The sequence below is a fragment of the Williamsia herbipolensis genome (assembly GCF_036153515.1).
GTDB classification, from domain to species: Bacteria; Actinomycetota; Actinomycetes; order Mycobacteriales; family Mycobacteriaceae; genus Williamsia_A; species Williamsia_A herbipolensis.
The window spans coordinates 1,707,190-1,731,369 of the sequence record NZ_CP108021.1; the positions used below are offsets into that span (position 1 = coordinate 1,707,190).

At 68.5% G+C, this 24,180-nt stretch carries 21 protein-coding genes; 9 read left to right on the forward strand and 12 right to left on the reverse strand.

Annotated features, from left to right (window positions below; all coding sequences use genetic code 11):
• Nucleotides 1-16: 16 nt before the first annotated feature.
• The 3 genes from fusA to rpsL are packed head-to-tail and all read right to left on the reverse strand — an operon-like array spanning nt 17 to nt 3,011.
• Nucleotides 17-2,122, reverse strand: coding sequence for an elongation factor G (gene fusA / locus OG579_RS07640; RefSeq protein WP_045823746.1), 2,106 nt, complete (start codon nt 2,120-2,122; stop codon nt 17-19).
• Nucleotides 2,123-2,166: 44 nt separating this feature from the next.
• Nucleotides 2,167-2,637, reverse strand: coding sequence for a 30S ribosomal protein S7 (gene rpsG, locus OG579_RS07645; RefSeq protein ID WP_045823747.1), 471 nt, complete (start codon nt 2,635-2,637; stop codon nt 2,167-2,169).
• A complete protein-coding gene (gene rpsL, locus OG579_RS07650; RefSeq protein WP_045823748.1) occupies nt 2,637-3,011 on the reverse strand; it encodes a 30S ribosomal protein S12 in 375 nt (124 codons plus the stop codon). Before rpsL ends, rpsG begins: the two co-directional genes overlap by 1 nt.
• A gap of 374 nt (nt 3,012-3,385) precedes the next feature.
• On the opposite strand from rpsL, the gene OG579_RS07655 reads away from it, so the two are divergent.
• From OG579_RS07655 to OG579_RS07680, 6 genes are all read left to right on the forward strand, one after another.
• Nucleotides 3,386-4,378 carry a helix-turn-helix domain-containing protein gene (locus OG579_RS07655; RefSeq protein ID WP_328858648.1) on the forward strand — a complete coding sequence of 331 codons (993 nt, stop codon included), beginning with the start codon at nt 3,386-3,388 and terminating at the stop codon, nt 4,376-4,378.
• A gap of 108 nt (nt 4,379-4,486) precedes the next feature.
• Nucleotides 4,487-5,599, forward strand: a complete 1,113-nt coding sequence (locus tag OG579_RS07660) for an NDMA-dependent alcohol dehydrogenase (protein WP_045823749.1) — start codon at nt 4,487-4,489, stop codon at nt 5,597-5,599.
• Between the two features lie 127 nt (nt 5,600-5,726).
• On the forward strand, nt 5,727-7,514 hold the full coding sequence (locus OG579_RS07665) for an N-acyl-D-amino-acid deacylase family protein (RefSeq protein WP_328858649.1): 1,788 nt from the start codon (nt 5,727-5,729) through the stop codon (nt 7,512-7,514).
• Nucleotides 7,504-7,953 (forward strand): nuclear transport factor 2 family protein, encoded by a 450-nt coding sequence (locus OG579_RS07670; protein ID WP_045823751.1) that lies wholly within the window; start codon nt 7,504-7,506, stop codon nt 7,951-7,953. Before OG579_RS07665 ends, OG579_RS07670 begins: the two co-directional genes overlap by 11 nt.
• 9 nt (nt 7,954-7,962) lie before the next feature.
• Nucleotides 7,963-8,334 (forward strand): DUF427 domain-containing protein, encoded by a 372-nt coding sequence (locus tag OG579_RS07675; RefSeq protein ID WP_328858650.1) that lies wholly within the window; start codon nt 7,963-7,965, stop codon nt 8,332-8,334.
• Nucleotides 8,335-8,448: 114 nt separating this feature from the next.
• Nucleotides 8,449-9,411 carry a DMT family transporter gene (locus tag OG579_RS07680; RefSeq protein ID WP_328858651.1) on the forward strand — a complete coding sequence of 321 codons (963 nt, stop codon included), beginning with the start codon at nt 8,449-8,451 and terminating at the stop codon, nt 9,409-9,411.
• Between the two features lies 1 nt (nt 9,412).
• Here the strand turns inward: OG579_RS07680 and OG579_RS07685 are convergent, their stop codons facing one another.
• Complete coding sequence (locus tag OG579_RS07685) at nt 9,413-10,795, reverse strand: outer membrane protein assembly factor BamB family protein (protein ID WP_328858652.1); 1,383 nt, start codon at nt 10,793-10,795, stop codon at nt 9,413-9,415.
• 66 nt (nt 10,796-10,861) lie between these two features.
• Between OG579_RS07685 and OG579_RS07690 the strand changes: the two genes are divergently transcribed.
• From OG579_RS07690 to OG579_RS07700, 3 genes are all read left to right on the forward strand, one after another.
• On the forward strand, nt 10,862-11,638 hold the full coding sequence (locus OG579_RS07690; protein ID WP_328858653.1) for a phytanoyl-CoA dioxygenase family protein: 777 nt from the start codon (nt 10,862-10,864) through the stop codon (nt 11,636-11,638).
• A 113-nt stretch (nt 11,639-11,751) separates the two neighbouring features.
• Nucleotides 11,752-13,062: an HNH endonuclease gene (locus OG579_RS07695; RefSeq protein WP_328858654.1), complete on the forward strand. Its 1,311-nt coding sequence runs from the start codon at nt 11,752-11,754 to the stop codon at nt 13,060-13,062.
• A gap of 28 nt (nt 13,063-13,090) precedes the next feature.
• The gene (locus OG579_RS07700; RefSeq protein ID WP_328858655.1) at nt 13,091-14,239 is read left to right on the forward strand and encodes a glycosyltransferase; all 1,149 of its coding nucleotides are present in this window, start codon (nt 13,091-13,093) and stop codon (nt 14,237-14,239) included.
• Here OG579_RS07700 and OG579_RS07705 read toward each other — a convergent pair.
• Genes OG579_RS07705 through OG579_RS07740 form a run of 8 tightly spaced genes read right to left on the reverse strand, consistent with a single transcriptional unit; the run spans nt 14,202 to nt 24,161 of the window.
• Nucleotides 14,202-14,819: a TetR/AcrR family transcriptional regulator gene (locus OG579_RS07705; protein WP_045823756.1), complete on the reverse strand. Its 618-nt coding sequence runs from the start codon at nt 14,817-14,819 to the stop codon at nt 14,202-14,204. The genes OG579_RS07700 and OG579_RS07705 overlap by 38 nt on opposite strands.
• Complete coding sequence (locus OG579_RS07710) at nt 14,792-15,622, reverse strand: enoyl-CoA hydratase family protein (RefSeq protein WP_328858656.1); 831 nt, start codon at nt 15,620-15,622, stop codon at nt 14,792-14,794. Before OG579_RS07710 ends, OG579_RS07705 begins: the two co-directional genes overlap by 28 nt.
• Before the next feature lie 5 nt (nt 15,623-15,627).
• On the reverse strand, nt 15,628-16,827 hold the full coding sequence (locus OG579_RS07715; protein WP_045823758.1) for an acyl-CoA dehydrogenase family protein: 1,200 nt from the start codon (nt 16,825-16,827) through the stop codon (nt 15,628-15,630).
• Nucleotides 16,824-18,872 carry an ATP-binding protein gene (locus OG579_RS07720; RefSeq protein WP_328859188.1) on the reverse strand — a complete coding sequence of 683 codons (2,049 nt, stop codon included), beginning with the start codon at nt 18,870-18,872 and terminating at the stop codon, nt 16,824-16,826. The genes OG579_RS07715 and OG579_RS07720 overlap by 4 nt, the downstream gene beginning before the upstream one ends.
• Nucleotides 18,873-18,880: 8 nt before the next feature.
• Nucleotides 18,881-20,479 carry an acyl-CoA carboxylase subunit beta gene (locus OG579_RS07725; RefSeq protein ID WP_328858657.1) on the reverse strand — a complete coding sequence of 533 codons (1,599 nt, stop codon included), beginning with the start codon at nt 20,477-20,479 and terminating at the stop codon, nt 18,881-18,883.
• Nucleotides 20,476-21,636: an acyl-CoA dehydrogenase family protein gene (locus OG579_RS07730; RefSeq protein ID WP_328858658.1), complete on the reverse strand. Its 1,161-nt coding sequence runs from the start codon at nt 21,634-21,636 to the stop codon at nt 20,476-20,478. The genes OG579_RS07725 and OG579_RS07730 overlap by 4 nt, the downstream gene beginning before the upstream one ends.
• Complete coding sequence (locus OG579_RS07735) at nt 21,637-23,355, reverse strand: acyclic terpene utilization AtuA family protein (RefSeq protein ID WP_328858659.1); 1,719 nt, start codon at nt 23,353-23,355, stop codon at nt 21,637-21,639.
• Complete coding sequence (locus OG579_RS07740; protein WP_328858660.1) at nt 23,352-24,161, reverse strand: TIGR03084 family metal-binding protein; 810 nt, start codon at nt 24,159-24,161, stop codon at nt 23,352-23,354. The genes OG579_RS07735 and OG579_RS07740 overlap by 4 nt, the downstream gene beginning before the upstream one ends.
• Nucleotides 24,162-24,180: the final 19 nt, after the last annotated feature.

Below are 24,180 nucleotides of genomic sequence, written 5' to 3' on the forward strand. Positions count from 1 at the left end.
GCTCGCGTGTCGCGAACTACTCGCCGGTCGCCTTCGCGATGATCTCCTTCGACACGTTCGCGGGAACCTCCGCGTACGAATCGAACACCATGGAGTAGTTCGCCCGGCCCTGGGTCTTCGACCGGAGGTCTCCGATGTAGCCGAACATCTCCGACAGCGGGACCTGCGCCTTGACGACACGGGCACCGCTGCGCTCCTCCATGGCCTGGATCTGGCCACGGCGCGAGTTGAGGTCGCCGATCACGTCACCCATGTAGTCCTCGGGTGTGATGACCTCGACGGCCATCAGCGGTTCGAGGATCACGGGGCCGGCCATGCGGGCGGCCTCCTTGAGTGCCTGCGAACCGGCGATCTTGAACGCCATCTCCGAGGAGTCGACGTCGTGGTACTGGCCGTCGAGAAGCGTGAACTTCAGGTTGACCAGCGGGTAGCCGGCCAGCACGCCGTACTGCATGGCGTCCTGGGCTCCGGCGTCGACCGACGGGATGTACTCGCGGGGCACGCGACCACCGGTGACGGCGTTGACGAACTCGTAGGTCGCACCGTCCTCGGCGTCGACCAGCGGCTCGAGCTTGACGATGACCTTCGCGAACTGGCCCGATCCACCCGTCTGCTTCTTGTGGGTGAAGTCGTGCTTCTCGACGGTCTTGCGGATCGTCTCGCGGTAGGCCACCTGCGGCTTGCCGACGTTGGCCTCGACCTTGAACTCCCGCTTCATGCGGTCGACCAGGATGTCGAGGTGGAGCTCGCCCATGCCGCCGATGACGGTCTGGCCGGTGTCCTCGTCGAGCTTGACCGAGAAGGTCGGGTCCTCTTCGGCGAGCTTCTGGATCGCGGTGCCCAGCTTCTCCTGGTCGGACTTGGTCTTGGGCTCGATCGAGACCTGGATGACCGGGTCCGGGAAGCTCATCGACTCCAGGATCACCTGATCCTGGGGATCGCACAGGGTGTCACCGGTGGTGGTGTCCTTCAGTCCGATCACGGCGTAGATGTGTCCGGCGGACGCGGTCGGGACCGCGTTCTCCTTGTTGGAGTGCATCTGGAAGAGCTTGCCCAGACGCTCCTTCTTGCCCTTGGTCGAGTTGATGACCTGGGCACCGGAGTCGACCTTGCCCGAGTACACCCGGACGTAGGTCAGCTTGCCGAAGAAGGGGTGCGTGGCGATCTTGAACGCCAGCGCCGCGAACGGCTCGTCCGACGACGGCTTGCGGGTGAGGAGCTTCTCCTCGTCGCCCACGGCGTGGCCGGTGACCGACTCGACGTCGAGAGGCGACGGGAGGTAGTCGATGACCGCGTCGAGCATGGGCTGCACGCCCTTGTTCTTGAACGCCGAGCCGCACAGCACCGGGTAGATCTCGGAGTTGACCGTCATCTTGCGGATGGCGCCCTTGATCTCCTCGATCGTCAGCGGCTCGCCGCCGAAGTGCTTCTCGAGAAGCTCCTCGTCGGACTCGGCCACCGTCTCGAGCAGCTCCTCGCGGTACTGCTCGGCCCGCTCGACCAGGTCGGCCGGGATGTCCTGGGTGTCGTACTTCTCGCCCAGCTTGGTCTCGCCCGACCAGACCTTCGCCTTCATCTCGACCAGGTCGACGATGCCCTCGAAGTCGTTCTCGGCACCGATGGGCAGCTGGATGACCAGCGGCTTGGCGCCGAGGCGGTCCTTGATGGTCTGCACCGTGAAGTAGAAGTCGGCGCCGAGCTTGTCCATCTTGTTGACGAAGCAGATACGCGGCACGTCGTACTTGTCGGCCTGACGCCACACCTGCTCGGACTGCGGCTCGACACCCTCTTTGCCGTCGAACACCGCGACCGCGCCGTCGAGGACGCGCAACGAGCGCTCGACCTCGACGGTGAAGTCGACGTGGCCCGGGGTGTCGATGATGTTGATCTGGTTGTCGTTCCAGAAGCAGGTGGTGGCAGCAGAGGTGATCGTGATGCCACGCTCCTGCTCCTGCTCCATCCAGTCCATGGTGGCTGCGCCGTCGTGGACCTCACCGATCTTGTACGAGATACCGGTGTAGAAGAGGATGCGCTCGGTGGTGGTGGTCTTGCCGGCATCGATGTGGGCCATGATGCCGATGTTGCGGACCTTGTTCAGGTCGGTCAGCACGTCCTGTGCCACTTATCTGCCTCGCTCTTTCGCGTAGAAGATGTTGATAGGGATTGTCACCAGCGGTAGTGCGCGAACGCCCGGTTGGCCTCGGCCATCTTGTGGGTGTCCTCGCGACGCTTGACTGCTGCGCCGAGACCGTTGCTGGCGTCGAGCAGCTCGTTGGCCAGACGCTCGACCATGGTCTTCTCGCGACGCTGCCGGCTGAAGGTGACCAGCCAGCGCAGGGCGAGGGTGTTCGCACGGTTGGGCTTGACCTCGATGGGCACCTGGTAAGTGGCACCACCGACGCGGCGGCTCTTGACCTCGAGCGCGGGCTTCACGTTGTCGAGAGCGCGCTTGAGGGTGATGACCGGATCGGTGCCGGTCTTCTCGCGTGCCTGCTCGAGTGCGCGGTAGACGATGCGCTCCGCGGTCGACTTCTTGCCGTCGAGGAGGATCTTGTTCACCAGCTGGGTGACCAGCGGCGACCCATAGACCGGGTCGTTGATGAGGGGACGCTTCGGGGCGGGTCCTTTACGTGGCATCAGCCCTTCTCCTTCTTCGCGCCGTACTTGCTGCGTCCCTGCTTGCGGCCCTTGACACCCTGGGTGTCGAGCGAGCCGCGGATGACCTTGTACCGCACACCCGGGAGGTCCTTCACACGACCACCGCGGACGAGCACCATCGAGTGCTCCTGCAGGTTGTGACCCTCACCGGGGATGTAGGCGGTGACCTCGACCGAGCTCGTCAGGCGCACGCGGGCGACCTTGCGGAGCGCGGAGTTCGGCTTCTTGGGGGTGGTGGTGTACACGCGGGTGCACACGCCACGCCGCTGCGGGCTGCCCTTCAGCGCTGCCGTCTTCTGCTTGGCAGGCTTGTCGTGGCGGCCCTTGCGGACCAACTGATTGATTGTTGGCACTGGTTGTTCGTCCTTAGGTTCGGCGGTGTTCGTTGTCCACTGTGGTTGGTGCTCCGGGCAGGTGAACCGGAGATGAACTCCGACGCAACTCCACAGTTCGCCCCACCAGGCTCGAAAGCGCTGGTCAGTACTAGTTTGTTCACCCCACTGTCGGGCGTGTCGAATCTGCCGACAGGTGGTGGTCGTGTCACCCGCACACTGCCCTCGCCGGCGGAAACAGACCGGCGATCGATGGCATACGGATCAGCCCGGCTGTTGCCAGGCACCAGCGGTCAACTGTACCGACCGCATCAGGTCAGGTCAAAAACGATCCCCCGACCCCTCCGCGCCCGATTCCACCTCGGCGTATGCGCTGTTGGACGTATGTTTCGGACATGTCGGAGATCGTGCGCGCCGAGATCGCCAGCTCGTGGCAGCGGGCGCGTCGGGCGGGGTTGCGGCCCGCCGACTCGGCGACCCTGTTCAGTGTCTCCGAAGTCGACCGGCGCAGTCGACTCCTCGCGGCCGCGACGCCGGTGCTCGACCGGATGGAGAACATGCTCGCCGGCACCGGGTTCTGCGTGCTGCTCGCCGACCGGGACGCCCGCCTGGTCGACATGCGGTTCGGCTCCCACCAGGTCCACGATGTGGTCGCCGAGGTCGGTGTCCAGATCGGGCGGTCGTTCACCGAGGAGACCTCGGGGACCAACTCGATCGCCACGGTGCACGCGCTGCGGTCGCCGATCGCCGTACGAGGCGGCGAGCACTACATCGACGAACTGAAACGCTTCAGCTGCTACGGCCACCCGCTGCACCACCCGGTGAGCCACCGCATCGAGGGCATCCTCGACATCACCTTCCTGCAGTCCGACGACAACCCGCTGCTGGCTCCCCTGCTCGCGCAGGCCGCCCACGACATCACCGAGCGCCTGCTCGAGCAGACACAGACCGGCGAGCACCTGCTGCTCCGACACTTCCAACGCGCCGGCGCACGGCGGCGGGGCGCACCGGTCGTCGCGATCGCCGACGAGGTCGTCCTCGAGAACGCCTCGGCGGGCCAGCTGGTCGGTCCGGCGGACCACACCGCCCTGCGGGCCCTCACCGACGGCGCCATGAACCGCCGCGGACACGTCCCCCGCGTGATGCTGAGCTCGGGATATGCGGCGTCGTTGCGGTGGGAGCGTCCCGAAGGCGGTGGCTTCGTCATCGAGATCGACCTCCTCGACGACGGGACCGCGGTGCTCAACGCACTCGATCGCGCGACGCGCGACGCCATCGTCTCCGAACTCGACCGCCACGAGGGCAACAAGCGCGGCACCGCCGAGGCCCTGGGGATGAGTCGCACCACCCTCTACAAGCGGATGCACGAACTCGGCATCGACGGCTGAGCCGACCTGTCCAGAAGTTGGACACCTCACGACAGTGACGCGCGTCACCATGGGCTGCAGAGCGCGCACACGACACCGCCGGTGCGCCGATGAGGAGGGACTTCGACGATGAAGACCAAGGCAGCCGTTCTGTACGACGCGGGCAAACCGTTCGAGATCATCGAGCTCGACCTGGACAAGCCGAAGGAGGGCGAGGTCCTCATCAAGTTCGTCGCCGCGGGCCTGTGCCACTCCGATCTCCACCTCACCGACGGCGACCTCCCGCCGCGCTTCCCGATGGTCGGCGGCCACGAGGGCGCCGGGATCATCGAGGAGGTCGGCGCGGGCGTCACGAAGGTCAAGCCCGGCGACCACGTGGTGTGCAGCTTCATCCCGAACTGCGGGACGTGTCGCTACTGCTCGACCGGACGGCAGTCGCTGTGCGACGTCGGCGCGACCATCCTCGACGGCTGCCTGCCGGACGGCACCTACCGGTTCCACGCCGGCGACGACGATTTCGGCGGCATGTGCATGCTCGGGACGTTCTCCGAACGCGCGGTCATCTCGCAGTACTCGGTGGTGAAGGTCGACGACTGGCTGCCCCTGGACAAGGCCGTCCTCGTCGGATGCGGCGTGCCCACCGGCTGGGGGTCGGTCGTCTACGCGGGCAACGTGCGCGCCGGCGACACCGTCGTCATCTACGGCATCGGCGGCATCGGCATCAACTCGGTGCAGGGTGCCGTGCACGCCGGAGCCAAGTACGTCGTGGTGGTCGACCCCATCGCGTTCAAACGCGAGACGGCCACGAAATTCGGTGCGACGCACACCTTCGCCGATCCCGCCGAGGCGCAGGAGAAGATCACCGAACTCACCTGGGGGCAGGGTGCCGACTGCGCGATCGTCACCGTCGGCACCGTCGAGGAGGACGTCGTGTCGGCGGCCATCGGCGCGGTCGGCAAGGGCGGCACGGTCGTCCTGACCGGGTTGTCGAGTCCCGAGAAGTTCACGGTGCACTGGCCCGGGATCGACCTCACCCTCAACGAGAAGACGATCAAGGGGTCGCTGTTCGGGTCGGCCAACCCGCAGTACGACATCGTGCGGCTGCTGCGCCTCTACGACGCCGGTCAGCTCAAACTCGACGAGCTGGTGACCTCGACCTACACGCTGGAGCAGGTCAACGAGGGCTATCAGGATCTGCGCGACGGCAAGAACATCCGCGGGGTCATCCTGCACGACAGCTAGACCGCGACCACCCGATCCCCCGCGGGGTTGTGTGCCCCGGGACCACCCACGGGTTCCGGGGCACATTCCTGACACCTGTCCAGACACCGTTATTGACACCTGTGCGGATCAGCGGTTCCATGGCGGTGTGACCTACGACACGATCATCCGCCGCGGCCGGTGGTTCGACGGGACCGGTGGCCCCTCCGGCGTCCGTGACATCGGCATCAGCGACGGTCGGGTCGCGGCGATCAGCACCGACCCGCTCGACGATCCGGGTTGTCCGCATGTCGTCGACGCCGAGGGGCGGTGGGTGTTGCCCGGGATGGTCGACATCCACACCCACTACGACGTGGAGATTCTCGACGGTCCGGCGCTGTCGGAGTCGTTGAGGCACGGTGTCACCACGATCATGGTCGGTTCGTGTTCGCTGTCGACGATCCACGTCGACGCGACCGATGCGGGCGACCTGTTCGGACGCGTCGAGGCGATACCCCGGGAGCACGTCATCGGCGCGGTCGACAGACACAAGACCTGGTCGAACTGCGAGGAGTACATCGCCGCGCTCGAGGCGCGTCCGCTCGGGCCGAATGTCGCGGCGTTCATAGGCCACTCCGACATGCGTGCGGCGACAATGGGTCTCGACCGCGCGACCCGGAACCGTCAGCGGCCCACCGGCGCGGAACAACGCCAGATGGAACGGTGGCTGGAGGAGGCACTCGACGCCGGGTTCGTCGGCATGTCGTCGCAGCAACTGCTGTTCGACAAGCTCGACGGGGAGACCTGCCGGTCGCGGACGCTGCCGTCGACCTACGCCGGACCCCGCGAGCTGCGGCGGCTGAAGTCGGCACTGCGCAGGCGCGGCCGCGTGCTGCAGTCGGGCCCGGACCTGACCCACCCGCTCGATGTCGCCTCCCAGCTGGTGCAGTCCCTGGGCATCGGCCGCAGACCCCTCAAGACCAGCCTTCTCTCCGCCGCCGACATCAAGGCCAACCCGCAGGCGATCCGGATCATCGGCCCGCTCGCCCGGCTGATCAACCGCCTCGGCGGCAACTTCCGCTGGCAGCATCTGCCGGTACCGTTCGAGGTCTACGCCGACGGCATCGATCTCGTCATCTTCGAGGAATTCGGTTCCGGCGCAGCCGCTCTGCACCTCAGCGACGAGATGGCGCGCAACGAGTTGTTGCGGGACGAGGGCTACCGCCGCCGGTTCCGCAAGGACTACGAGAGCAGGTTCGGCACCCGCGTGTGGCACCGCGACTTCTTCGACGCCGAGATCGTCGAGTGCCCGGATCCCGCGGTGATCGGGAAGTCGTTCGGACAGGTCGGACTCGACCGCGGCGGGATCCATCCCGTCGACGCGTTCCTCGACCTGGCCCTCGAACACGGCAAGGCGCTGCGTTGGCGGACGACGATCTCCAACCACCGTCCCGAACTGCTGAAGAAGATGGCCGCCGAGCCGGGCATCCAGATGGGCTTCTCCGACGCCGGCGCGCATCTGCGCAACATGGCGTTCTACAACTTCGGACTCCGGCTGCTGCGCCACGTGCGAGACGCACAGGCCGCGGGGACGCCGTTCCTGTCGATGGAGCAGGCGGTCCATCGACTCACCGGAGAACTCGCCGACTGGTATCGCATCGACGCCGGGCACCTCCGGATCGGGGATCGCGCAGACCTGATGGTCCTCGACCCGACCCGACTCGACGAGTCCCTCGACTCCTACCACGAGGATCCCGTCGAGCAGTTCGGTGGACTGTCACGCATGGTCAACCGCAATGACCCGACCGTCGAGGCCGTGTTCGTGGCGGGCGAACCGGTCTTCGTCGACGGTGCACCGACCGATGTCGTCGGTCGGCGTCGGACCGGTCGCTTCCTCCGCGCCGACGCCACGCCGGCGCGCGCCTCCGCGAAGAAAGTGGTGACGAATGTCGGTTGACGACACCGTGCTGGGTCTGTGGAACGCGCTGTCGCAGCGGGATTGGGACGGCGTGAAGACGTTCCTCTCCGATGACTGCATCTACATCGACATGCCCGTGGGCCCGACACTCGCCGCGCGTGGCCCCGACGACATCGTCAAGCGGCTCAAGGTCGGCCTCGAGTCGCTGGCGACGTACGAGAACCACCCGGGACTGCTCGTCAGCAATGGCGCGGACGTGATGTTCGAGCACTCGGAGTCGTGGGCGTGGACCACCGGCGAGACCGCCGAACTGCCGTTCGTGTCGGTGCACCGGGTCGTCGACGGCCGGGTGTCGCTGTGGAAGGACTACTGGGATTTCAACGCCATCCTCGGCAGCGCACCCTCGTCGTGGATGGACGACTTCGCCGACGCCGACGTCTCCTGGGTGTTCGATGCCACCGACCACATCCGCGCTTAGAGTCGGGTGATGGCACCCACCCCGCTCGTTCCCGGTCCCGATCACCCCATCACCGTCGAGCCCACCGGTCACCATGTGACCGTGAGTGTCGACGGGAGGCAGATCGCCGCGTCCGACAGCGCGCTCACGTTGCGCGAGGCGAGCTACCCACCCGTGCAGTACATCCCGATCGCCGACGTGGATCCGGAGGTGCTGCGGGCATCGGACGCGCACACCCACTGCCCCTACAAGGGTGACGCCTCGTACTACGACATCGTCGTCGACGGCACCGAGCGATCCGACACCGTCTGGGTCTACCGCGAGCCCTATCCGGCCGTGGCCGACATCGTCGACCACGTCGCGTTCTACGCCGATCGCGTGACCATCACCGTCGGCGTCTGAGCTCGACCCCGTCACCGCGCGGGAAGGTTCGACAGCGCCCCGACGTTCTCCCCACTGTCGCGTCCTCCAGGACGTGGCCTGTACGTCCGTCGACCAACCGCGAGGGGACCTCCAGTGAGTCAGACGGTCATCGTCGCCGGCACCGACCGGTCGAGTCCGCGCGCCCACCGGGACGCGACCTGGTTGGTCGCCGTCTCGGCAGCGCTGTGGGGTCTCGACGGACTGCTGCGCAAGCCCCTCGCCTCCGACCTCGCCGCCGGGACGATCGTGCTGTGGGAACACATCATCCCGATCGTGGTGCTCGCACCGTTCCTGCCGGCCGCGATCCGCGCGTTCGCTCGACTCGGTCTGCGGGACAAGGCCGCGGTGGTGGTCATCGGCATCGGGTCGTCGGCGGTCGCGACGGCGCTGTTCACCCGGGCGTTCACGATCGCCGGGAGCAGCGGCGACTTCATCACCCCGCTCGTCCTGCAGAAGTTGCAGCCAGTGCTCGCGATCGCCCTGGCGGTACTGCTCCTCGGTGAACGCCTGCGCCCGCGCTTCGCGCTCTACGCGGTGCCCGCCCTCGTCGGCGCCTGGCTGCTCTCGTTCGCCGACCCACTGCACCTGAGCGTGTCCGAGCTCGAGCCGGCACTCCTGGCGCTGGGCGCCGCCGCCCTGTGGGCGGTCGGGACGGTCCTCGGGCGGCTCGTGTCGCCGTCAGTGACACCGCGCGACCTCACCACCCTGCGGCTCGGTTTCGGCACGGTCGGGGCGTTCGGCGTCGTCGGCGTCACCGGTGCGCCCGTGCTGCCGGCGTGGGGCGATGCGGTCGGTCTGGTCCTCCTGGCTCTCATCCCCGGTCTGCTCGCGCTCACGCTGTACTACCGGGCGTTGCAGTCGACCCCGGCGTCGCGGGCGACGCTTGGCGAGCTCGCCTTCCCGGCCACCGCCGCCGTGATCGGGGTGCTGGTGCTGGGCACCAGCCTGGCCTGGTCGCAGTGGGTGGGGCTGGCGATCGTCGCCGTGACGGTCACCGCGATGGGCGTACGCGAGGCCCGCGCCCGACACCGCGGGCCCGCAACCGTCGACCGGTGAATCAGGTCGGATCCGGACCGGTGCGCGCGCGCCACACCGAGATCGAATTCCCCTCCGCGCGAACGATGTCGCCGTCGGAACCCGAGACCGAGGTCAGGCTGATCGCGCCCGGGGACGACGACCGCGACGCCACCGACCACACGATCCGACCGCTGACCGCGTCGATCGAGTGCATACCGGTGGTGTCGCCGAAGACGAAGAAGCGCCCGTCGGTGATCCCGGACCGGACGTAGAAGGCAACCGGTAACGGAGTGGTCCACATCCGACGGCCGGTGCGGGTGTCGAGACCGATCAGGTTCCCGTCCAGCGACGCCGCGATCAGCGTGGAGCCGACGACGGCCGGGCTGATGCCGCCGTCCCGCTTACCCCAGTCGAGGACCGGGTCGCGCCAGAGGAGCGCACCGGTGCGCGGGTCGAACACCCCGTTCCCCATCACCACAGGGGCGAAATCCGTTGCCGTCACCTGGGGTTGGAAGGAGCCGTCGGGAAGGCTCAGGCGCTGGGTCACGACGGGCGCGCCGGTGTCGTCGAGCAGCCGTTCGATCCCCTGGGGATAGGTCTCCGAGCGGAACAGTGTGTCGCCGATTGCGGTGACGGCGCCGTCAACGGCGAAACGTCGCACACCGCTGTCGAGGGAGTACACCGCAGATCGGGACCCGATGTCGTCCTGCGTCGGAGCTCCGACGACGAACACGTCCCGGTCGGGCACCACATCGCTGATCGACGCCCCCGGTGTGGCATCGGCGATGGTCCGGATGCTCGCGATCGGCGCGCCGACAGTGCCCGTGGCCAGGACCATCGATGCCGCGAATCCGGTCCCCCGGGTGCCGCTCACGTAGGTCGCGTCGCCGGCCACCGTCACACTCGCGACCGTGAAGTCCGTTGTCGCAGAGCCCCGTACGTCACCGGTCGCGGTGTCGACGATGGTCACCTTCGTCGGCGACCAGCAGGCGATCGACTCCGTGACGGGATCGTCGGTGCAGTTCGCCACCGGTCCGACGGGGCGCCTCCAGATCGGATGCCCGTCGGCGCGATCGATCCCCACGAGCGTGACGTCGGCGACCTCGTTGAACGCTCGCGGTCGACCCACCGCTGCGATCAGGTTGTCGTCCGTGTCGACGAGGAGCCCGTACCCGTTGGTGTCGGTGCCCGGGTTCGCCACCGAGAGGAGCACCTCACCCGGCCCGGTCGCCACGCGCGCGGTGTCGAGCGTCCAGAGCGGGGTCGGTCGGACGCCGAATCCGAGCGAGCGCATCGCCTTCGCCTCACGGCGCTCGTCATAGTGATGGCCGACCACGTAACTGGTCACGCCGGAGGCGACGGTGGCCAGCGCGACGAGAGAGATCGCGAGGACACGTTTCGTACGCACGGACAGTGTCGTCATGTCGGTGAACCTAGCCGGTGAAAACCGATTGCCCGGCCAGGGTCGGCGTGTCCACACTGTTCGGCGATGACACTCAGTGAACGCGAACTCGAGACCTTCGCCCGCGACGGGTACGTCGTGATCCGCGGCGCGGTCGACCGCGCGACCATCGACGACTGTCGAGCGCAGCTGTGGGATCTCCTCGACGAGTCCCCCGACGACCCGACGTCCTGGACGGAACCGGTGCGTCGCGTCGACAGTCCGATGACGCCGTCGTTCGCGGCCGCGGCGCGCGCGTCGGCGCTGACCGAGGCCTACGACCAACTCGTCGGCCGGGGGCGCTGGACCCAGCGGATCGAACTCGGCAACGTCGCGATCCGCTTCCCCACCGGTACCGACGCCGGCGACACCGGGTGGCACATCGACGCGAGCTACCTGCCGCCCGGCGCGAGCCGGTACTTCGTCAACGTGTCGTCGCGCGACCGCGGACTGCTGATGCTGTTCCTGCTGTCCGACGTGGGCGACGACGACGCGCCCACCCGGATCCGGGCGGGCTCGCACCACGACATCCCCTCGGTGCTCGCGCCGTTTGGCGAGACCGGTCTCGACATGTTCGACATCGTCGACGAGCTCGACGCGATCGGCTCCCACGATGCGCCCGAACGTCCCGAGGTCCTGGCCACCGGCACCGCAGGCGACGTGTTCCTCTGCCATCCGTTTCTCGTCCACGCGGCGCAACCCCATCGCGGCACGCAGCCACGCTTCATGTCGCAACCGGGGCTGATGCTCACGGAGCAGTTCGATCTCGACCACCCGCGGTCACCAGTCGAACGCACGATCGCCGCGGCGCTCGCACAGCACTGACGAAGCCGAACCACCTGTGGACAAACAGGTTTCGCCAACATCGTTGTCCACAGACCTGCTCGAGCAGAGAGTGTTGTCGGAGTGATCCGCTAGAATCGTACCTACGTTCGACGATGAGGGATCGTGTGGATGCGGGGGCGAGAAAGTCCGACACCGAGCTGGGTGCCGTTGCGTTGCAACTGATGCTGTCGTCAATCGGCGAGCTGACCCCCGCCTCCACCGAAGCCGACGCTGTCGATCAGATCGCGACCCTGGAGTCGATGAAATCGGCATGTGCTGCAGCGCAGGCGAAGCAGACGATGCGACTCGAAGAACTACGCATCGAATCGGAGTCCGCAGCGGGTGTGCCGGTCGCCCGGCAGGGGCGCGGATTGGCCGTCGAGGTGGCGCTGGCCCGCAAGGCATCGGGGTCTACCGGTGGCAGGCACCTCGGGTTCGCTCGCGCGGTGATGCGCGAGATGCCGCACACGCGAGCCGCGTTGGCTTCCGGTGCGCTCACCGAATGGCGCGCCACCATCCTGGTCCGCGAGACCGCGCACCTCACGCCACGCGATCGCGGCGAGATCGACCGTCGCATCTGTGCTGATGTATCCGCACTGGAGGGCGTCGGGGACCGGGCGCTCGATGCTGAGGTCAAACGGCTGGCCTACGAACTCGACCCGCAGGCCGTGGTCGACCGGCACGCCCAGGCAGCGAAAGACCGTCGCGTGTCGACCCGTCCCGCTCCGGACGGGATGGTGCGCTTGTCCGCGCTCTTGCCGTTGGTGTCGGGGATCTCGGTCTATGCCGCGCTGAAGAGGCACGCCGACGCGACCGCCGGCGGCGATGACCGGACCCACGCGCAGGTGATGGCGGACGCTCTCGTCGAACGGGTGACTGGTACCGCGACGGTCGGCGCCCTACCGATCGCGGTGAACGTGGTTGTGCCCGATGAGGTCCTCCTCGGAGACAGCACCGCCGCTGCCCACGTGAGCGGCTACGGCCCGATTCCTGCAGACACCGCTCGCGGCCTCATCTCCGATTCCCTCGACGCCGACGCGACCACCACCCTGCGACGCCTCTACAAGTCCCCGACGAGCGGCGCCCTGGTCGCGATGGACTCGACCGCACGCTTGTTCCCGACCGGACTCAAGCTCTTCCTCGATCTACGCGATGAGTCGTGCCGCATCCCCTATTGCGATGCACCGATCGCCGAATACGACCACGCCGACCCCCACTCACGAGGCGGTGACACCTCGGCTTCGAACGGCGGCGGTATGTGCCTTCACCACAACCGCGCCAAACAGAACCCCGGCTGGCAGATGACCACCGCCGACCACACCGACTCCACCCGGCACACCGCGACCGTGGTCACGCCCACCGGGCACAGTCACGTTTCACGCGCCCCCGCACCACCAGGCCACCACGACTCCCAGGCTGCATGATCACTTAGTGCCGCTAAGCTTTGACGTCATGCGGATCCTGTTCTCGTCACTCGAGGCCTACGGCCACACCTTTCCGCTCGTCCCGTTGGCGCTCGCCGCGCAGCGCGCGGGTCACACGGTGCACTGGGCGGTCGGCGAGCGAATGCATCCCGTGCTGGCCGAACAGGGCTTCACCCCGTGGGCGGCGGGGATGTCGATACGCGCCGCCTTCGATCAGGCCGTCTCCCAGGACCCCTCGGTGTCCTCGACCGAGGCGGTCAAAGCCGACACGGTGGCGCACCGCGACCTGGTACGGCGGGCGTTCACCGAACTCATCCCGCAGGCGTTCGAGACCGACCTGGTCCCCGTCATCGATCGGGTCGCACCCGATCTCGTCGTGTCGGAGGCCGCGTCGTTCGGCGCCGTCAAGGCTGCGCAGGTCGCCGGGATCGGCGTGGTCACGCACGGGTTCGGTCGTGGGATCGCCTTCGACCGCGACACCCCCGAGGTGACACTTCTCGACATCTGCCCACCCTCGCTGCAGGAACCCGAGGTGCTCACACGTCGCGGTCGTGTGCCACTGCGTCCCGTCGCCTTCGCCGCCGACGGTCCGCTACCGCCCATCGCCGCCGACGGTGACGACCACCGGCCGCTCGTCTACGTGACCCTCGGCACCGAATTCGGCAATGCGCGCGTCCTCGGCGAGGTGGCCACCGGGATCGCGTCGCTGGGCACACGGGTCCTTGTCGCACTGGGTCCGTCGGTGCCGGTCGACGCGCTGGGGCCACTCCCCGATGGGGTCGTCGTCGAGGCGTGGGTGCCGCAGGCCGCGGTGCTCCCCCACGCATCGGCGATCGTCCACCATGGCGGGTCGGGCACCACGCTGGCCGCACTCGCCGCGGGACTCCCCCAGTTGCTCCTACCGCAGGGCGCCGACCAGTTCGACAACGCCGCCGCACTCGTCGCCGCCGGCCTGGCCACACAGCTGGTCGGGCCGCAGGCCCACCCGGAATCCATCCGAGCCGCCGTCGCCGAGCTCCTCGCACCGACGGCCGCGGCGGCGGAACGTCGCCGCGCCGTGGTCACCGAGATCGACGCGATGCCGTCGCCCGACGCGATCGTCGCCGATCTGCGCGACCTGGCGAGACCCGTCACCGACCTCAGTTCAGTGCCGCGGCAAGAACTTCCGACCACGTAGCGATGACCTGCTTGCGGCGTGCCGAATCGTCGGACAGCGTGTCCGCGAGGCCCAGGCCACGCGCCATGTCGAGGGTGGCCTGAACGAGCCGGTGCACGGCCGGGTCGGTGGAACCACCCGCCAGCGACTGCATCGTGAGTCGGTGTGCGGCGCGGGCGAACTTCCGTTCCATCGGCAGGATCGTCTCGCGCAGAGCGGGATCGGACGCCGCAGCACTCCACACCTGCAGGAGCGCCTTGAACTGCGTACCGGTGTAGACCTCCACGGCGCGGGTCACCACGGCCTCGACCCGCCCCGGCCCCTCGGGCAGGGTCTCCTCGCCGTCGGCCGCACGCGTGGTCAGCTCGTCGAAGGTCTGCTCCAGGGTCGCGATCACCAGTGACTCGCGCGTCGGGAAGTGGTGCTGCGCCGCACCGCGCGACACCCCGGCACGTTCGGCGATCACCGACACCGTCGCCGCGGCCCATCCGTCGGACGCGAGGACGTCGATCGTCGAGGCGATCAGTCGCTCCCGGGTCGCGCGCGACCGATCCTGTTGGGGAAGCCGGGTGTTCACGACACCGCCGGGTCGAGTGCCCATCGAGGCGAGCGCTTCTCGAGGAACGCCGACATGCCCTCGCGGGCCTCGTCGGAGGCGAACAGCTCGGCCGATTCGGCGCGTCGCTGATCGGCATACCGCTCGAACATCTCGGTCACCACGCTGTTGACGACCTTCTTCGACTCGCGCAGACCCTGGGGCGAGGCCTTCGCGATGTCGGCGGTCAATCGTTCGACCGTCGCCGCGACAGCAGAGGATTCGGATTCCGCGATGGTCACCAGACCGATCTCGGCGGCCTCGCGCGGCCCGAACTTCTCCCCGGTGAGGAAGTAGCGGCTCGCGGCTCGCGAGTCCATCTTCGTCAGCAGGGTCAGCGAGATCATCGACGGAGCGAGGCCCAACCGCGCCTCTGTCAGCGCGAATGTCGTCGCGGGACCGACGACGACGATGTCGCAGGCCCCCACGATCCCGAGGCCACCGGCGCGTACGTGGCCGTCGATGCGGGCGATCACGGGTTTGGTCGACGTGATGATCGCCCGGAGGATGGCGATCATCGCCTCGGTGCCGGCCGCCGACGCCTCCTGCGGGGAGAGACCCGACGAGATGGCCGCGGCGAGATCGGCTCCGGCACAGAAGGTCCCACCGCTATGGGTGAGCGCCACCGATCGCACCGACGGATCGGTGTCGACCGCCGCGAGGTGCTCGCGCAGCTGACCGGTCAGCGACGGTGAGAGCGCGTTGCGGTTGGCCGGCGAGTCCAGCGTGATGGTCGCGACGCCGGACTCGTCGGAGCGAGTGACGACGACCTGGGTCTCGGCGGTGGCGGTCGAGGGTGTGGTCGACACGGCGCTCAGTACGACTTCGGCAGGCCCAGGCTGGTCTGCGCGACGAAGTTGAGGACCATCTCACGGCTCACCGGGGCCACCCGGGCGACGCGACAGAGGTTGAGCAGCGGAGCGATGCCGTACTCGGTGGACAACCCGTTGCCGCCCATCGACTGCACCGCCTGGTCGACGATCTTCACGCACGCCTCGGCCGCGGCGTACTTGCTCATGTTGGCCGGCTCCGCGGCACCCCAGTCGTCGCCCGCGTCGTACATGGTGGCGGCCTTCTGCATCATCAGCTTCGCCATCTCGAGCTCGATCTTGCCCTGTGCCAACGGATGTGCGATCGCCTGGTGCGCACCGATGGGGGTCTTCCACACCGTGCGGTTGTTGACGTAGTCGACGGCCTTGCCCAGCGCGAAGCGCGCCATACCGATCGCCGACGCGGCCGCCATGATGCGTTCGGGGTTCAATCCGGCGAAGAGCTGGCCGAGCGCGGCGTCCTCCGACCCCACGAGCGCATCCGACGGCAGCCGCACGTCGTCGAGGAACAGCTGGAACTGCTTCTCGGGGTTGATCAGCTCCATGGCGATCTGCTTGTACTCGAAGTTCTCCGCGTCGGTCGGCACGATGAACAAAGCGGGCTTGAGCTTGCCGGTCTTCGCGTCCTCGGTGCGCGCGACGATGAGCACAGCGTCGGCCTGGTCGACCCCGGAGATCCACACCTTGCGGCCGGTCAGCAGCCAGTCGGACCCGTCGCGGCGGGCGGTGGTGGTGATCTGGTGCGAGTTCGATCCCGCCTCGGGTTCGGTGATGCCGAACGCCATGGTGATCGACCCGTCGGACAGGCCGGGCAGCCAGCGCTGCTTCTGGTCATCGGTGCCGAAACGGGCGATGATGTTGCCGCAGATGGCCGGTGAGACCACCATCATGAGCAGCCCCACACCCGACGCGGACATTTCCTCCATCACGATGGCGAGCTCGTACATGCCTGCGCCACCGCCGCCGTACTCCTCGGGCAGGTTCACCCCGAGGAACCCGAGCTGTCCTGCCTCACGCCACAGTTCGTCGGTCTTCTTGCCGGTCCGGGCGCACTCCATGAAGTACTCCTGGCCGTACCGCTTGGCCAGGGCGGCCACCGAGGCGCGCAGCGCGGCGCGCTCGGCGGTCTCGACGAACGGGTTCACCGGTGCGGCGTCGGTCGGGGTCTCGGCGAATGTGGTCATGGGGTCTCCTTCGGGTCGGACTGTTCGATACTGCCTGATGCCTCGTGTGCGCGGTCGCCGATCACGGCCAGGACGTCACCGACGGCGAGTTGTTGCCCGGCGGTCACGGCCAACTCGGTGACCACCCCGTCGGACGGGGCTGCCACGGTGTGTTCCATCTTCATCGCCTCCAGCCACAGCAGGGGCTGGCCCTGGGTCACCTCGTCACCGACGGCCACCGCGATCCGGATCACCGACCCCGGCATGGGGGCCAGCAGCGAACCCGGTGCGCCCACCGCCGACGGGTCGACGAACCGGGGGCGGGCGACGAGCGTGACCGACGACGTGTCGGAGTCGACGAACCACACCGTGCGGCGCTGGGAGTCGGTGTGGCGATCGGAGGTGAACCGTGTGCGCACACCGTCGATCTCGAGGGTCACCGCGGTCGGCTGCACGTCGACGACCGTCACGGTCGGGTCGTCGGGCAGCTCGACGCCGGATCGGGCGAACCGATACCGCACCTCGATGTCGGTGTCGGGGTCGGCGGGGTCGACGAAACGCTTCGACGCATACTGGGAGAACAGGTTCCGCCACCCGGCGGGGACCCGTGGTTGCACCGACGCCTGCTCGCGGTTGGCCTGTGCGGCGGCCACGGTCGCCGCGACCGCGGCGAGGCGGACCGCGGCGGCATCGGCACGGGGACGTGCGAGCACGTCGAGACCGACCTGGTCGATGAAGCCGGTGTCGGTGTCGCCGCCGAGGAACTGCGGATGCCGCAGGATCGTCACCAGCAGATCGCGGTTCGTTCCCGGACCGTGCACGCGGGCGCGACCCAGCGCCCCGGCGAGCATGGCGCTCGCCCGCCGTCGATCGGGTGCCCAGCTGATGACCTTGGCCACCATGGGGTCGTAGAACACCGAGATCTCGCTGCCCGACTCGATTCCGGAGTCGACGCGGACACCCGCGCGCGGCAGCGGTCCGAAGCGGACGTCGGCCGGCAGGTCGAGATCGAACACGGTGCCCGACTGCGGAGCCCACCCGTTCGCCGGGTCCTCGGCGTAGAGACGCGCCTCGATGGCGTGGCCGGTGGTGGGCGGGGGCGTCTCACCGAGCCGCTCACCGTCGGCGATCCGGATCTGCAACTCCACCAGATCGAGCCCGGTGGTCGCCTCGGTCACCGGGTGCTCGACCTGCAGGCGGGTGTTGGTCTCGAGGAAGTAGAACCGTCCGGTGCCGTCGGCCAGGAACTCGACCGTGCCGGCGCCGACATAACCGATGGCGGTCGCCGCCGCACGCGCGGCGTCGTAGAGCCGCTCACGCAGGTCGCCGCCGAGTCGTTCGACCAGGGGGGCCGGCGCCTCCTCGATGATCTTCTGGTGTCGGCGCTGGATCGAGCACTCGCGCTCGCCGACCGCCCACACCCCGCCGTGCGTGTCGGCGAGGATCTGCACCTCGATGTGGTGGCCGCGTTCGACGTAGGGCTCGCAGAACACCGTGTCGTCGCCGAACGCCGAGCCTGCCTCGCGGGCGGCCGCGGTCAGTTCGCCGGTCAGCGCGCCGATCTCGCGGACGATGCGCATGCCGCGTCCGCCACCTCCGGCCGAGGCCTTGATGAGGACGGGCAGGTCCGAGGGTTCGAGGGTGTCGGGGTCGAGATCACCGAGGACGGGAACATCCGAGCCCGCCATGATCTCCTTGGCGTTCACCTTCGACCCCATGGCCGCGATCGACTCCGGCGGCGGCCCGATCCAGGCGAGTCCGGCGTCGATCACCGCCTGCGCGAAAGCGGAGTTCTCGGAGAGGAATCCGTATCCGGGGTGGATGGCGTCGGCTCCGGCCGCGATCGCGGCGGCGATGATCGCCGAGCCGTCGAGGTAGGTCTGCGCCGAGGTCTCCCCGGGAAGGCGGACCGCGCGGTCGGCGGCGGTGACGTGCGGGGCGTGCGCGTCGGGGTCGGAGAAGACCGCGACGGTCGACAGCCCCATCCGCGTACATGTGGCGAAGACGCGTCGGGCGATCTCGCCTCGGTTGGCGACGAGCACGGAGGTGATCGCAGAGGAGTCCATCACGGCGCTCACATTCGGAAGACGCCGAAGTTCGACGTCCCCTCGACCGGCGCGGAGTCGATGGCCGACAACGCGATCCCCAGGATCGTGCGGGTGTCCCGGGGGTCGATGACCCCGTCGTCGTAGAGCATGCCCGAGAGGAACGCGGGTACCGACTGCGCCTCGATCTGCGCTTCGATCATCGCCCGCATCCCCTTGTCGGCCTCCTCGTCGACCACGCCGCCCCGGGCCTCTGTCGCCGCCCGCGACACCATCGAGATGACACCGGAGAGCTGGGCGGCGCCCATGACCGCCGATTTCGCACTCGGCCAGGCGAACAGGAAGCGCGGGTTGAAGGCGCGCCCGCACATGCCGTAGTGGCCGGCGCCGTAACTCGCACCGACCAGCAAGGAGATGTGCGGCACGGTCGAGTTCGACACGGCGTTGATCATCATCGACCCGTGTTTGATGATGCCGCCCTGTTCGTACTCCTTGCCGACCATGTAGCCGGTGGTGTTGTGCAGGAACAGCAGCGGCGTGTTCGATCGGTTCGCCAGCTGGATGAACTGGGTGGCCTTCTGCGCCTCGGCGGAGAACAGCACGCCCTGGGCGTTGGCGAGGATGCCGACGGGATAGCCGTGCACGCGGGCCCAACCGGTGCACAGCGACGAGCCGTACTCGGCCTTGAACTCGTCGAAGTCGCTGTCGTCGACGACCCGGGCGATGACCTCGCGTGGATCGAACGGGATCTTCAGATCGCCCGGCACGATGCCGACGAGTTCCTCTGCGTCGAAACGGGGTTCGATCGGCTCGGCGACCGGTCCAGGTCCGGCCTTGCGCCAGTTGAGCCGTTCGACGATGCGGCGGCCGATGCGGATGGCGTCCTGTTCGTCGCGGGCGAAGTAGTCGGCGAGTCCGGATTGGCGGGCGTGCATGCCCGCGCCGCCGAGTGACTCGTCGTCGCTGTCCTCACCGGTCGCCATCTTCACCAGCGGCGGACCGCCGAGGAACACCTTCGACTGGTTCTCGATCATCACGACGTGATCGGACATGCCCGGAACATAGGCGCCACCGGCGGTCGAGTTGCCGAAGACCAGCGCGATGGTGGGGATCCCGGCCGCCGACAGCTGGGTGAGATCGCGGAACATGCGTCCGCCGGGGATGAACACGTCCTTCTGCGTCGGGAGATCGGCGCCACCGGATTCCACCAGCGAGATGCACGGCAGACGGTTCTCCATGGCGATCTCGTTGGCGCGGAACCCCTTGCGCAAAGTCCAGGGGTTCGAGGTGCCACCGCGCACGGTCGGGTCGTTGGCGACGATCATGCACTCGACACCGGCGACCACGCCGATGCCGGTGATGATCGATGCACCGACCTGGAAGTCCGAGCCGTACGCCGCGAGCGGGCACAGCTCGAGGAACGCCGAGTCGGGATCGATGAGCATCTCGATGCGTTCGCGGGCGAGCATCTTGCCGCGTTCGTGGTGGCGAGCGACCTTTTTCGTGCCGCCGCCCTCGAGCGCCGTCGCGAACTCCGCCTCCAGTTCGGCGAGTTTGCTCTCCATCGTCGCCGCGGCGTCGATGTATCCGGGGTCGGCGGGGTCGAGCCCGGAACGCAGTGCGGTCATGCCTGATATCCGAGTCGTTTCGCGGCGAGGCCGGTGAGGATCTCGGTGGTGCCGCCGCCGATGCCGATGATGCGCATGTCGCGATACTGCCGTTCGATCTCCGACTCGGCCATGTAGCCCAGCCCGCCGAACAACTGGACCGCCTTGTTGGCCACCCATTCGCCCGCCTCCACGGCGGTGTTCTTGGCGAAGCAGACCTCGGCGATGAGATCGTCGGAACTGCTGACCTTCCGGTCGACGACGGCGCGGGTGTAGGTCCGGGCGATGTCGATGCGGCGTGCCATCTCGGTCACGCTGTCCTGCACCGACTGTCGGGCGATCAGCGGTTTGCCGAAGGTCTCGCGCGTGCGGACCCATTCGAGGGTGATGTCGAGGCACCGTTGCGCGCTGGCGTAGGCCTGGGTGGCGAGCCCCGCGCGTTCGGTGACGAACGCCGCGGCGATCTGGGTGAAGCCGCTGTTCTCGGCGCCGACCAGATTGGTCACCGGGACGCGGACATCGACAAAGCTGAGCTCGGCGGTGTCCGAGCAGCGCCAGCCCATCTTGTCGAGCTTCCGGCTGACCGAGAATCCCGGTGTGTCGGTGTCGATCACGAGCAGCGACACCCCGCCCGCACCTGGGCCGCCGGTGCGGACCGCGGTGACGATGAAGTCGGCGCGGACCGCGGAGGTGATGTAGGTCTTCGCGCCGTTCACCACGAAGTGGTCACCGTCGCGGACGGCCTTCGTGGTCAGGTGGCCCACGTCGCTGCCGCCGCCGGGCTCGGTGATGGCGAGGCTGCCGATCTTCTCACCGGCCAGCGTCGGCCGGACCCAGCGATCGATCTGGTCGGGGTCGCCGGCGGCGATGAGGTGGGGCAGCGCGATGCCGTGGGTGAACAGCGACGCGTAGATGCCGCCGGCCGCACCGCGCTCGTGCAGCACCTCGCCGGCGATGGTCGCGTCGACGAGGTCACCGCCCGAACCGCCCACGGCCTCGGGGAACCCGACGCCGAGCAGTCCGAGCTTCGCCGCCTCGAGATGCAGTTCGCGCGGGATGAGTCCGTCGCGCTCCCAGTCGTTCTGGAACGGCAGGATGTGCCGCTCGACGAATCCGGCGACGGTGCTGCGTAGTTCGCGGCGTTCCGGGGTGTCCCAGGCGGGTGTCGCAAGACTCATTCAGATGACCTCGAATCGTTGGGGGATGTCGACCACGCGGGAGCGCAGCCATTCGCCGAGACCCTTGCCCTGCGGGTCGAAGCGCACGTTGTCGGCGACCCCGCGGCCGAGGATCTCCTCGATCACGAAGTTCACCGCGAGCAGGTTCCGAAGGCGGTATCGGGCGATCCGCAGGTGCTCGGTCTCGGGGAGCAGTCGGCGCAGTGCCTCGACGGTGAGGGTCTCCTCGAGCCACGCGTAGTGCTCCGGATCGCGCACCCACACACCGATGTTGGCGCTGCCGCCCTTGTCACCGCTGCGGGCACCGGCGATCAGGCCGAGCGGCGCGGGCGTGGTCGGTCCCCAGTCGCGAACCGGTGACGCCGGTTCCGGCGCATCCGGGGTCGACGGGCCGCGCAGCGGACTCGGCTCGATCACCGTCACCGAGCCGTCGGGAAGCGTCACCCGGTGGTGCACGGCGTCGGCGGGGACGTATCCCGGCTCGAACACACCGTAGGGAGCGCCCTTGCCGGGCGGGGCGGTCATGGTGAACCCGGGGTAGCTCGCCAACGCCAGTTCGACTGCAGCGGCAGAGAAGTGGCGACCGACGACGTCGGCGTCGCGGCTCTTGCCGATGACCCGCAGGAGTGCACTCGACTGCGCCTCGGTGGTGCCGTCAGCGCGATCGGTGCGCGACAGCTCCCAGGTGAGGGTCTCGGGTTTCGTCGCCAGCGACGACTCGAACTGTTCGGTGACCAGGCGCGCCTTGGCGTCGATGTCGAGGCCGGTGAGCACCATGGTGACCTCGTTGCGGAATCCCGCGAGCATGTTCAGCGACACCTTGAGGTCCTCGGGCGGTGCCTCGCCCCGCACGCCGCTGATGCGGACGCGGTCGGTGCCGACCTGTTCGAGCGCGATCGAATCCATCCGCGTGGTGACGTCGGGCCCGAGGTATCGGGGGCCGGTGATCTCGTAGAGCAGCTGGGCGGTGACGGTTCCCACGGTGACCGCGCCCCCGGTGCCGGGGTGCTTGGTGATGACCGAGCTGCCGTCAGCGGCGACCTCGGCGATCGGGAACCCCGGTCGTGAGAGGTCGTCGATCTCGGTGAAGAAGGCGTAGTTGCCGCCGGTGGCCTGGGTTCCGCACTCGATGACGTGCCCGGCGGCAACAGCGCCGGCCAGTGCGTCGAGATCGTCGTGACGCCAACCGAAGTGGCTCGCCGCAGGGCCGACCGCGAGCGACGCGTCGGTGATGCGACCGGTGACCACGATGTCGGCGCCGGCGTCGAGCGCCGCGGCGATCCCGAAGGCCCCGAGGTAGGCGTTGGCGGTCAGCGGCGTCCCGAGGCCGAGTTCGTCGGCCCTGTCGACGAGGTCGTCACCGTCGACGTGGGCGATGGCCACCGTCACGCCGAGGTCGGCGGCGAGTTCGCCGAGATCGGTGGCCAGGCCCTTCGGGTTGAGCCCGCCGGCGTTCGCGACGATGCGGACGCCGCGTTCCTGCGCGAGCGCGAGGCACTCCCGCATCTGCCGCAGGAAGGTCGAGGCGTATCCGCGGGACGGGTCGCGCAGCCGGTCACGGCCGAGGATGAGCATGGTCAGCTCGGCGAGATAGTCGCCGGTGACGAAGTCGAGCTCACCGCCGTCGAGCATCTCGCGCATCGCCGAGAAGCGGTCGCCGTAGAAGCCCGACGCGTTGCCGATCCGTACCGGTGCGATGGTCGTGTCGTGGGTGGTCATCGCTGTCCTGCCGTCGAATCTGCGCCCAGCGGTGCGCGGCCGGTACCGGGCGCGCCGGCGAAACACTGTGCGATCTGCGACCATTCGACGGCGTCGGCGCCGCTGATGGCGAGATCGAGGTCGGCCGCGGCTCGGCGTTGGGTGACCAGGCGACAGAAGTCCTCGGCGCTACCGATCACGCGGTTGTCGGCGTCGGCCGGACCCCACTCCCACGTGGCGCCGTCGGGTGCGGTCAGTTCGACGCGAAGCGGCGTGGTCGGCGGCGTGCGCCCGTTCAGGATGTAGGCGAAGTCCCGTGTGCGGACGCCGATGTGGGCGACGTTGCGCAGTCGCGCCGTCGGCAGGCGTCGCACGCCGAGCGTGTCGGCGACATCGAGTCCGTGGGCCCAGGTCTCCATGATGCGGGCCGTCGCCATCGACGCCGCCGACATCGGTGGCCCGAACCACGCCAGTTTCGTGCCGTCGGGAACCGACACCAACGCCTCGGCGACGGCCGCACGGCCTTCTCGCCAGCGCGCCAGGAGGTCCGCCGGTGCGATCTGCGCGGCCTCGGCGGCGCCGGCGTCGACGAAGGTCGCCGGGTCGTTCGCGGCGACGACGAGCATGTCGTCGAATCCGCTGGGATCGGTCGCCGAGAGTGTCGCCATCCGGTCGGTCCACCAGAGGTGGCCGATCTGGTGGGCGATGGTCCAGCCCTCAGCGGGGGTCGGGGTCGCCCACCCGGTGGCATCGAGTCCGGCGACCAGGTCGTCCAGCGACGCGGCCTCCGCGGACATGTCGGCCACGAGGTCGTGCACAACGCTCATGGGTCGAGGGTCACAGGTG

Excerpts from the sequence above, each read along its gene's own strand:
- rpsG (WP_045823747.1), bottom strand. The coding sequence starts at position 2,637 with ATGCCACGTAAAGGACCCGCCCCGAAGCGTCCCCTCATCAACGACCCG.
- OG579_RS07655 (WP_328858648.1), top strand. The coding sequence starts at position 3,386 with ATGTCGGAGATCGTGCGCGCCGAGATCGCCAGCTCGTGGCAGCGGGCG.
- OG579_RS07660 (WP_045823749.1), top strand. The coding sequence starts at position 4,487 with ATGAAGACCAAGGCAGCCGTTCTGTACGACGCGGGCAAACCGTTCGAG.
- OG579_RS07670 (WP_045823751.1), top strand. The coding sequence starts at position 7,504 with ATGTCGGTTGACGACACCGTGCTGGGTCTGTGGAACGCGCTGTCGCAG.
- OG579_RS07675 (WP_328858650.1), top strand. The coding sequence starts at position 7,963 with ATGGCACCCACCCCGCTCGTTCCCGGTCCCGATCACCCCATCACCGTC.
- OG579_RS07685 (WP_328858652.1), bottom strand. The coding sequence starts at position 10,795 with ATGACGACACTGTCCGTGCGTACGAAACGTGTCCTCGCGATCTCTCTC.
- OG579_RS07690 (WP_328858653.1), top strand. The coding sequence starts at position 10,862 with ATGACACTCAGTGAACGCGAACTCGAGACCTTCGCCCGCGACGGGTAC.
- OG579_RS07695 (WP_328858654.1), top strand. The coding sequence starts at position 11,752 with ATGAGGGATCGTGTGGATGCGGGGGCGAGAAAGTCCGACACCGAGCTG.
- OG579_RS07700 (WP_328858655.1), top strand. The coding sequence starts at position 13,091 with ATGCGGATCCTGTTCTCGTCACTCGAGGCCTACGGCCACACCTTTCCG.
- OG579_RS07705 (WP_045823756.1), bottom strand. The coding sequence starts at position 14,819 with ATGGGCACTCGACCCGGCGGTGTCGTGAACACCCGGCTTCCCCAACAG.
- OG579_RS07715 (WP_045823758.1), bottom strand. The coding sequence starts at position 16,827 with ATGACCACATTCGCCGAGACCCCGACCGACGCCGCACCGGTGAACCCG.
- OG579_RS07720 (WP_328859188.1), bottom strand. The coding sequence starts at position 18,872 with ATGGACTCCTCTGCGATCACCTCCGTGCTCGTCGCCAACCGAGGCGAG.
- OG579_RS07725 (WP_328858657.1), bottom strand. The coding sequence starts at position 20,479 with ATGACCGCACTGCGTTCCGGGCTCGACCCCGCCGACCCCGGATACATC.
- OG579_RS07730 (WP_328858658.1), bottom strand. The coding sequence starts at position 21,636 with ATGAGTCTTGCGACACCCGCCTGGGACACCCCGGAACGCCGCGAACTA.
- OG579_RS07735 (WP_328858659.1), bottom strand. The coding sequence starts at position 23,355 with ATGACCACCCACGACACGACCATCGCACCGGTACGGATCGGCAACGCG.
- OG579_RS07740 (WP_328858660.1), bottom strand. The coding sequence starts at position 24,161 with ATGAGCGTTGTGCACGACCTCGTGGCCGACATGTCCGCGGAGGCCGCG.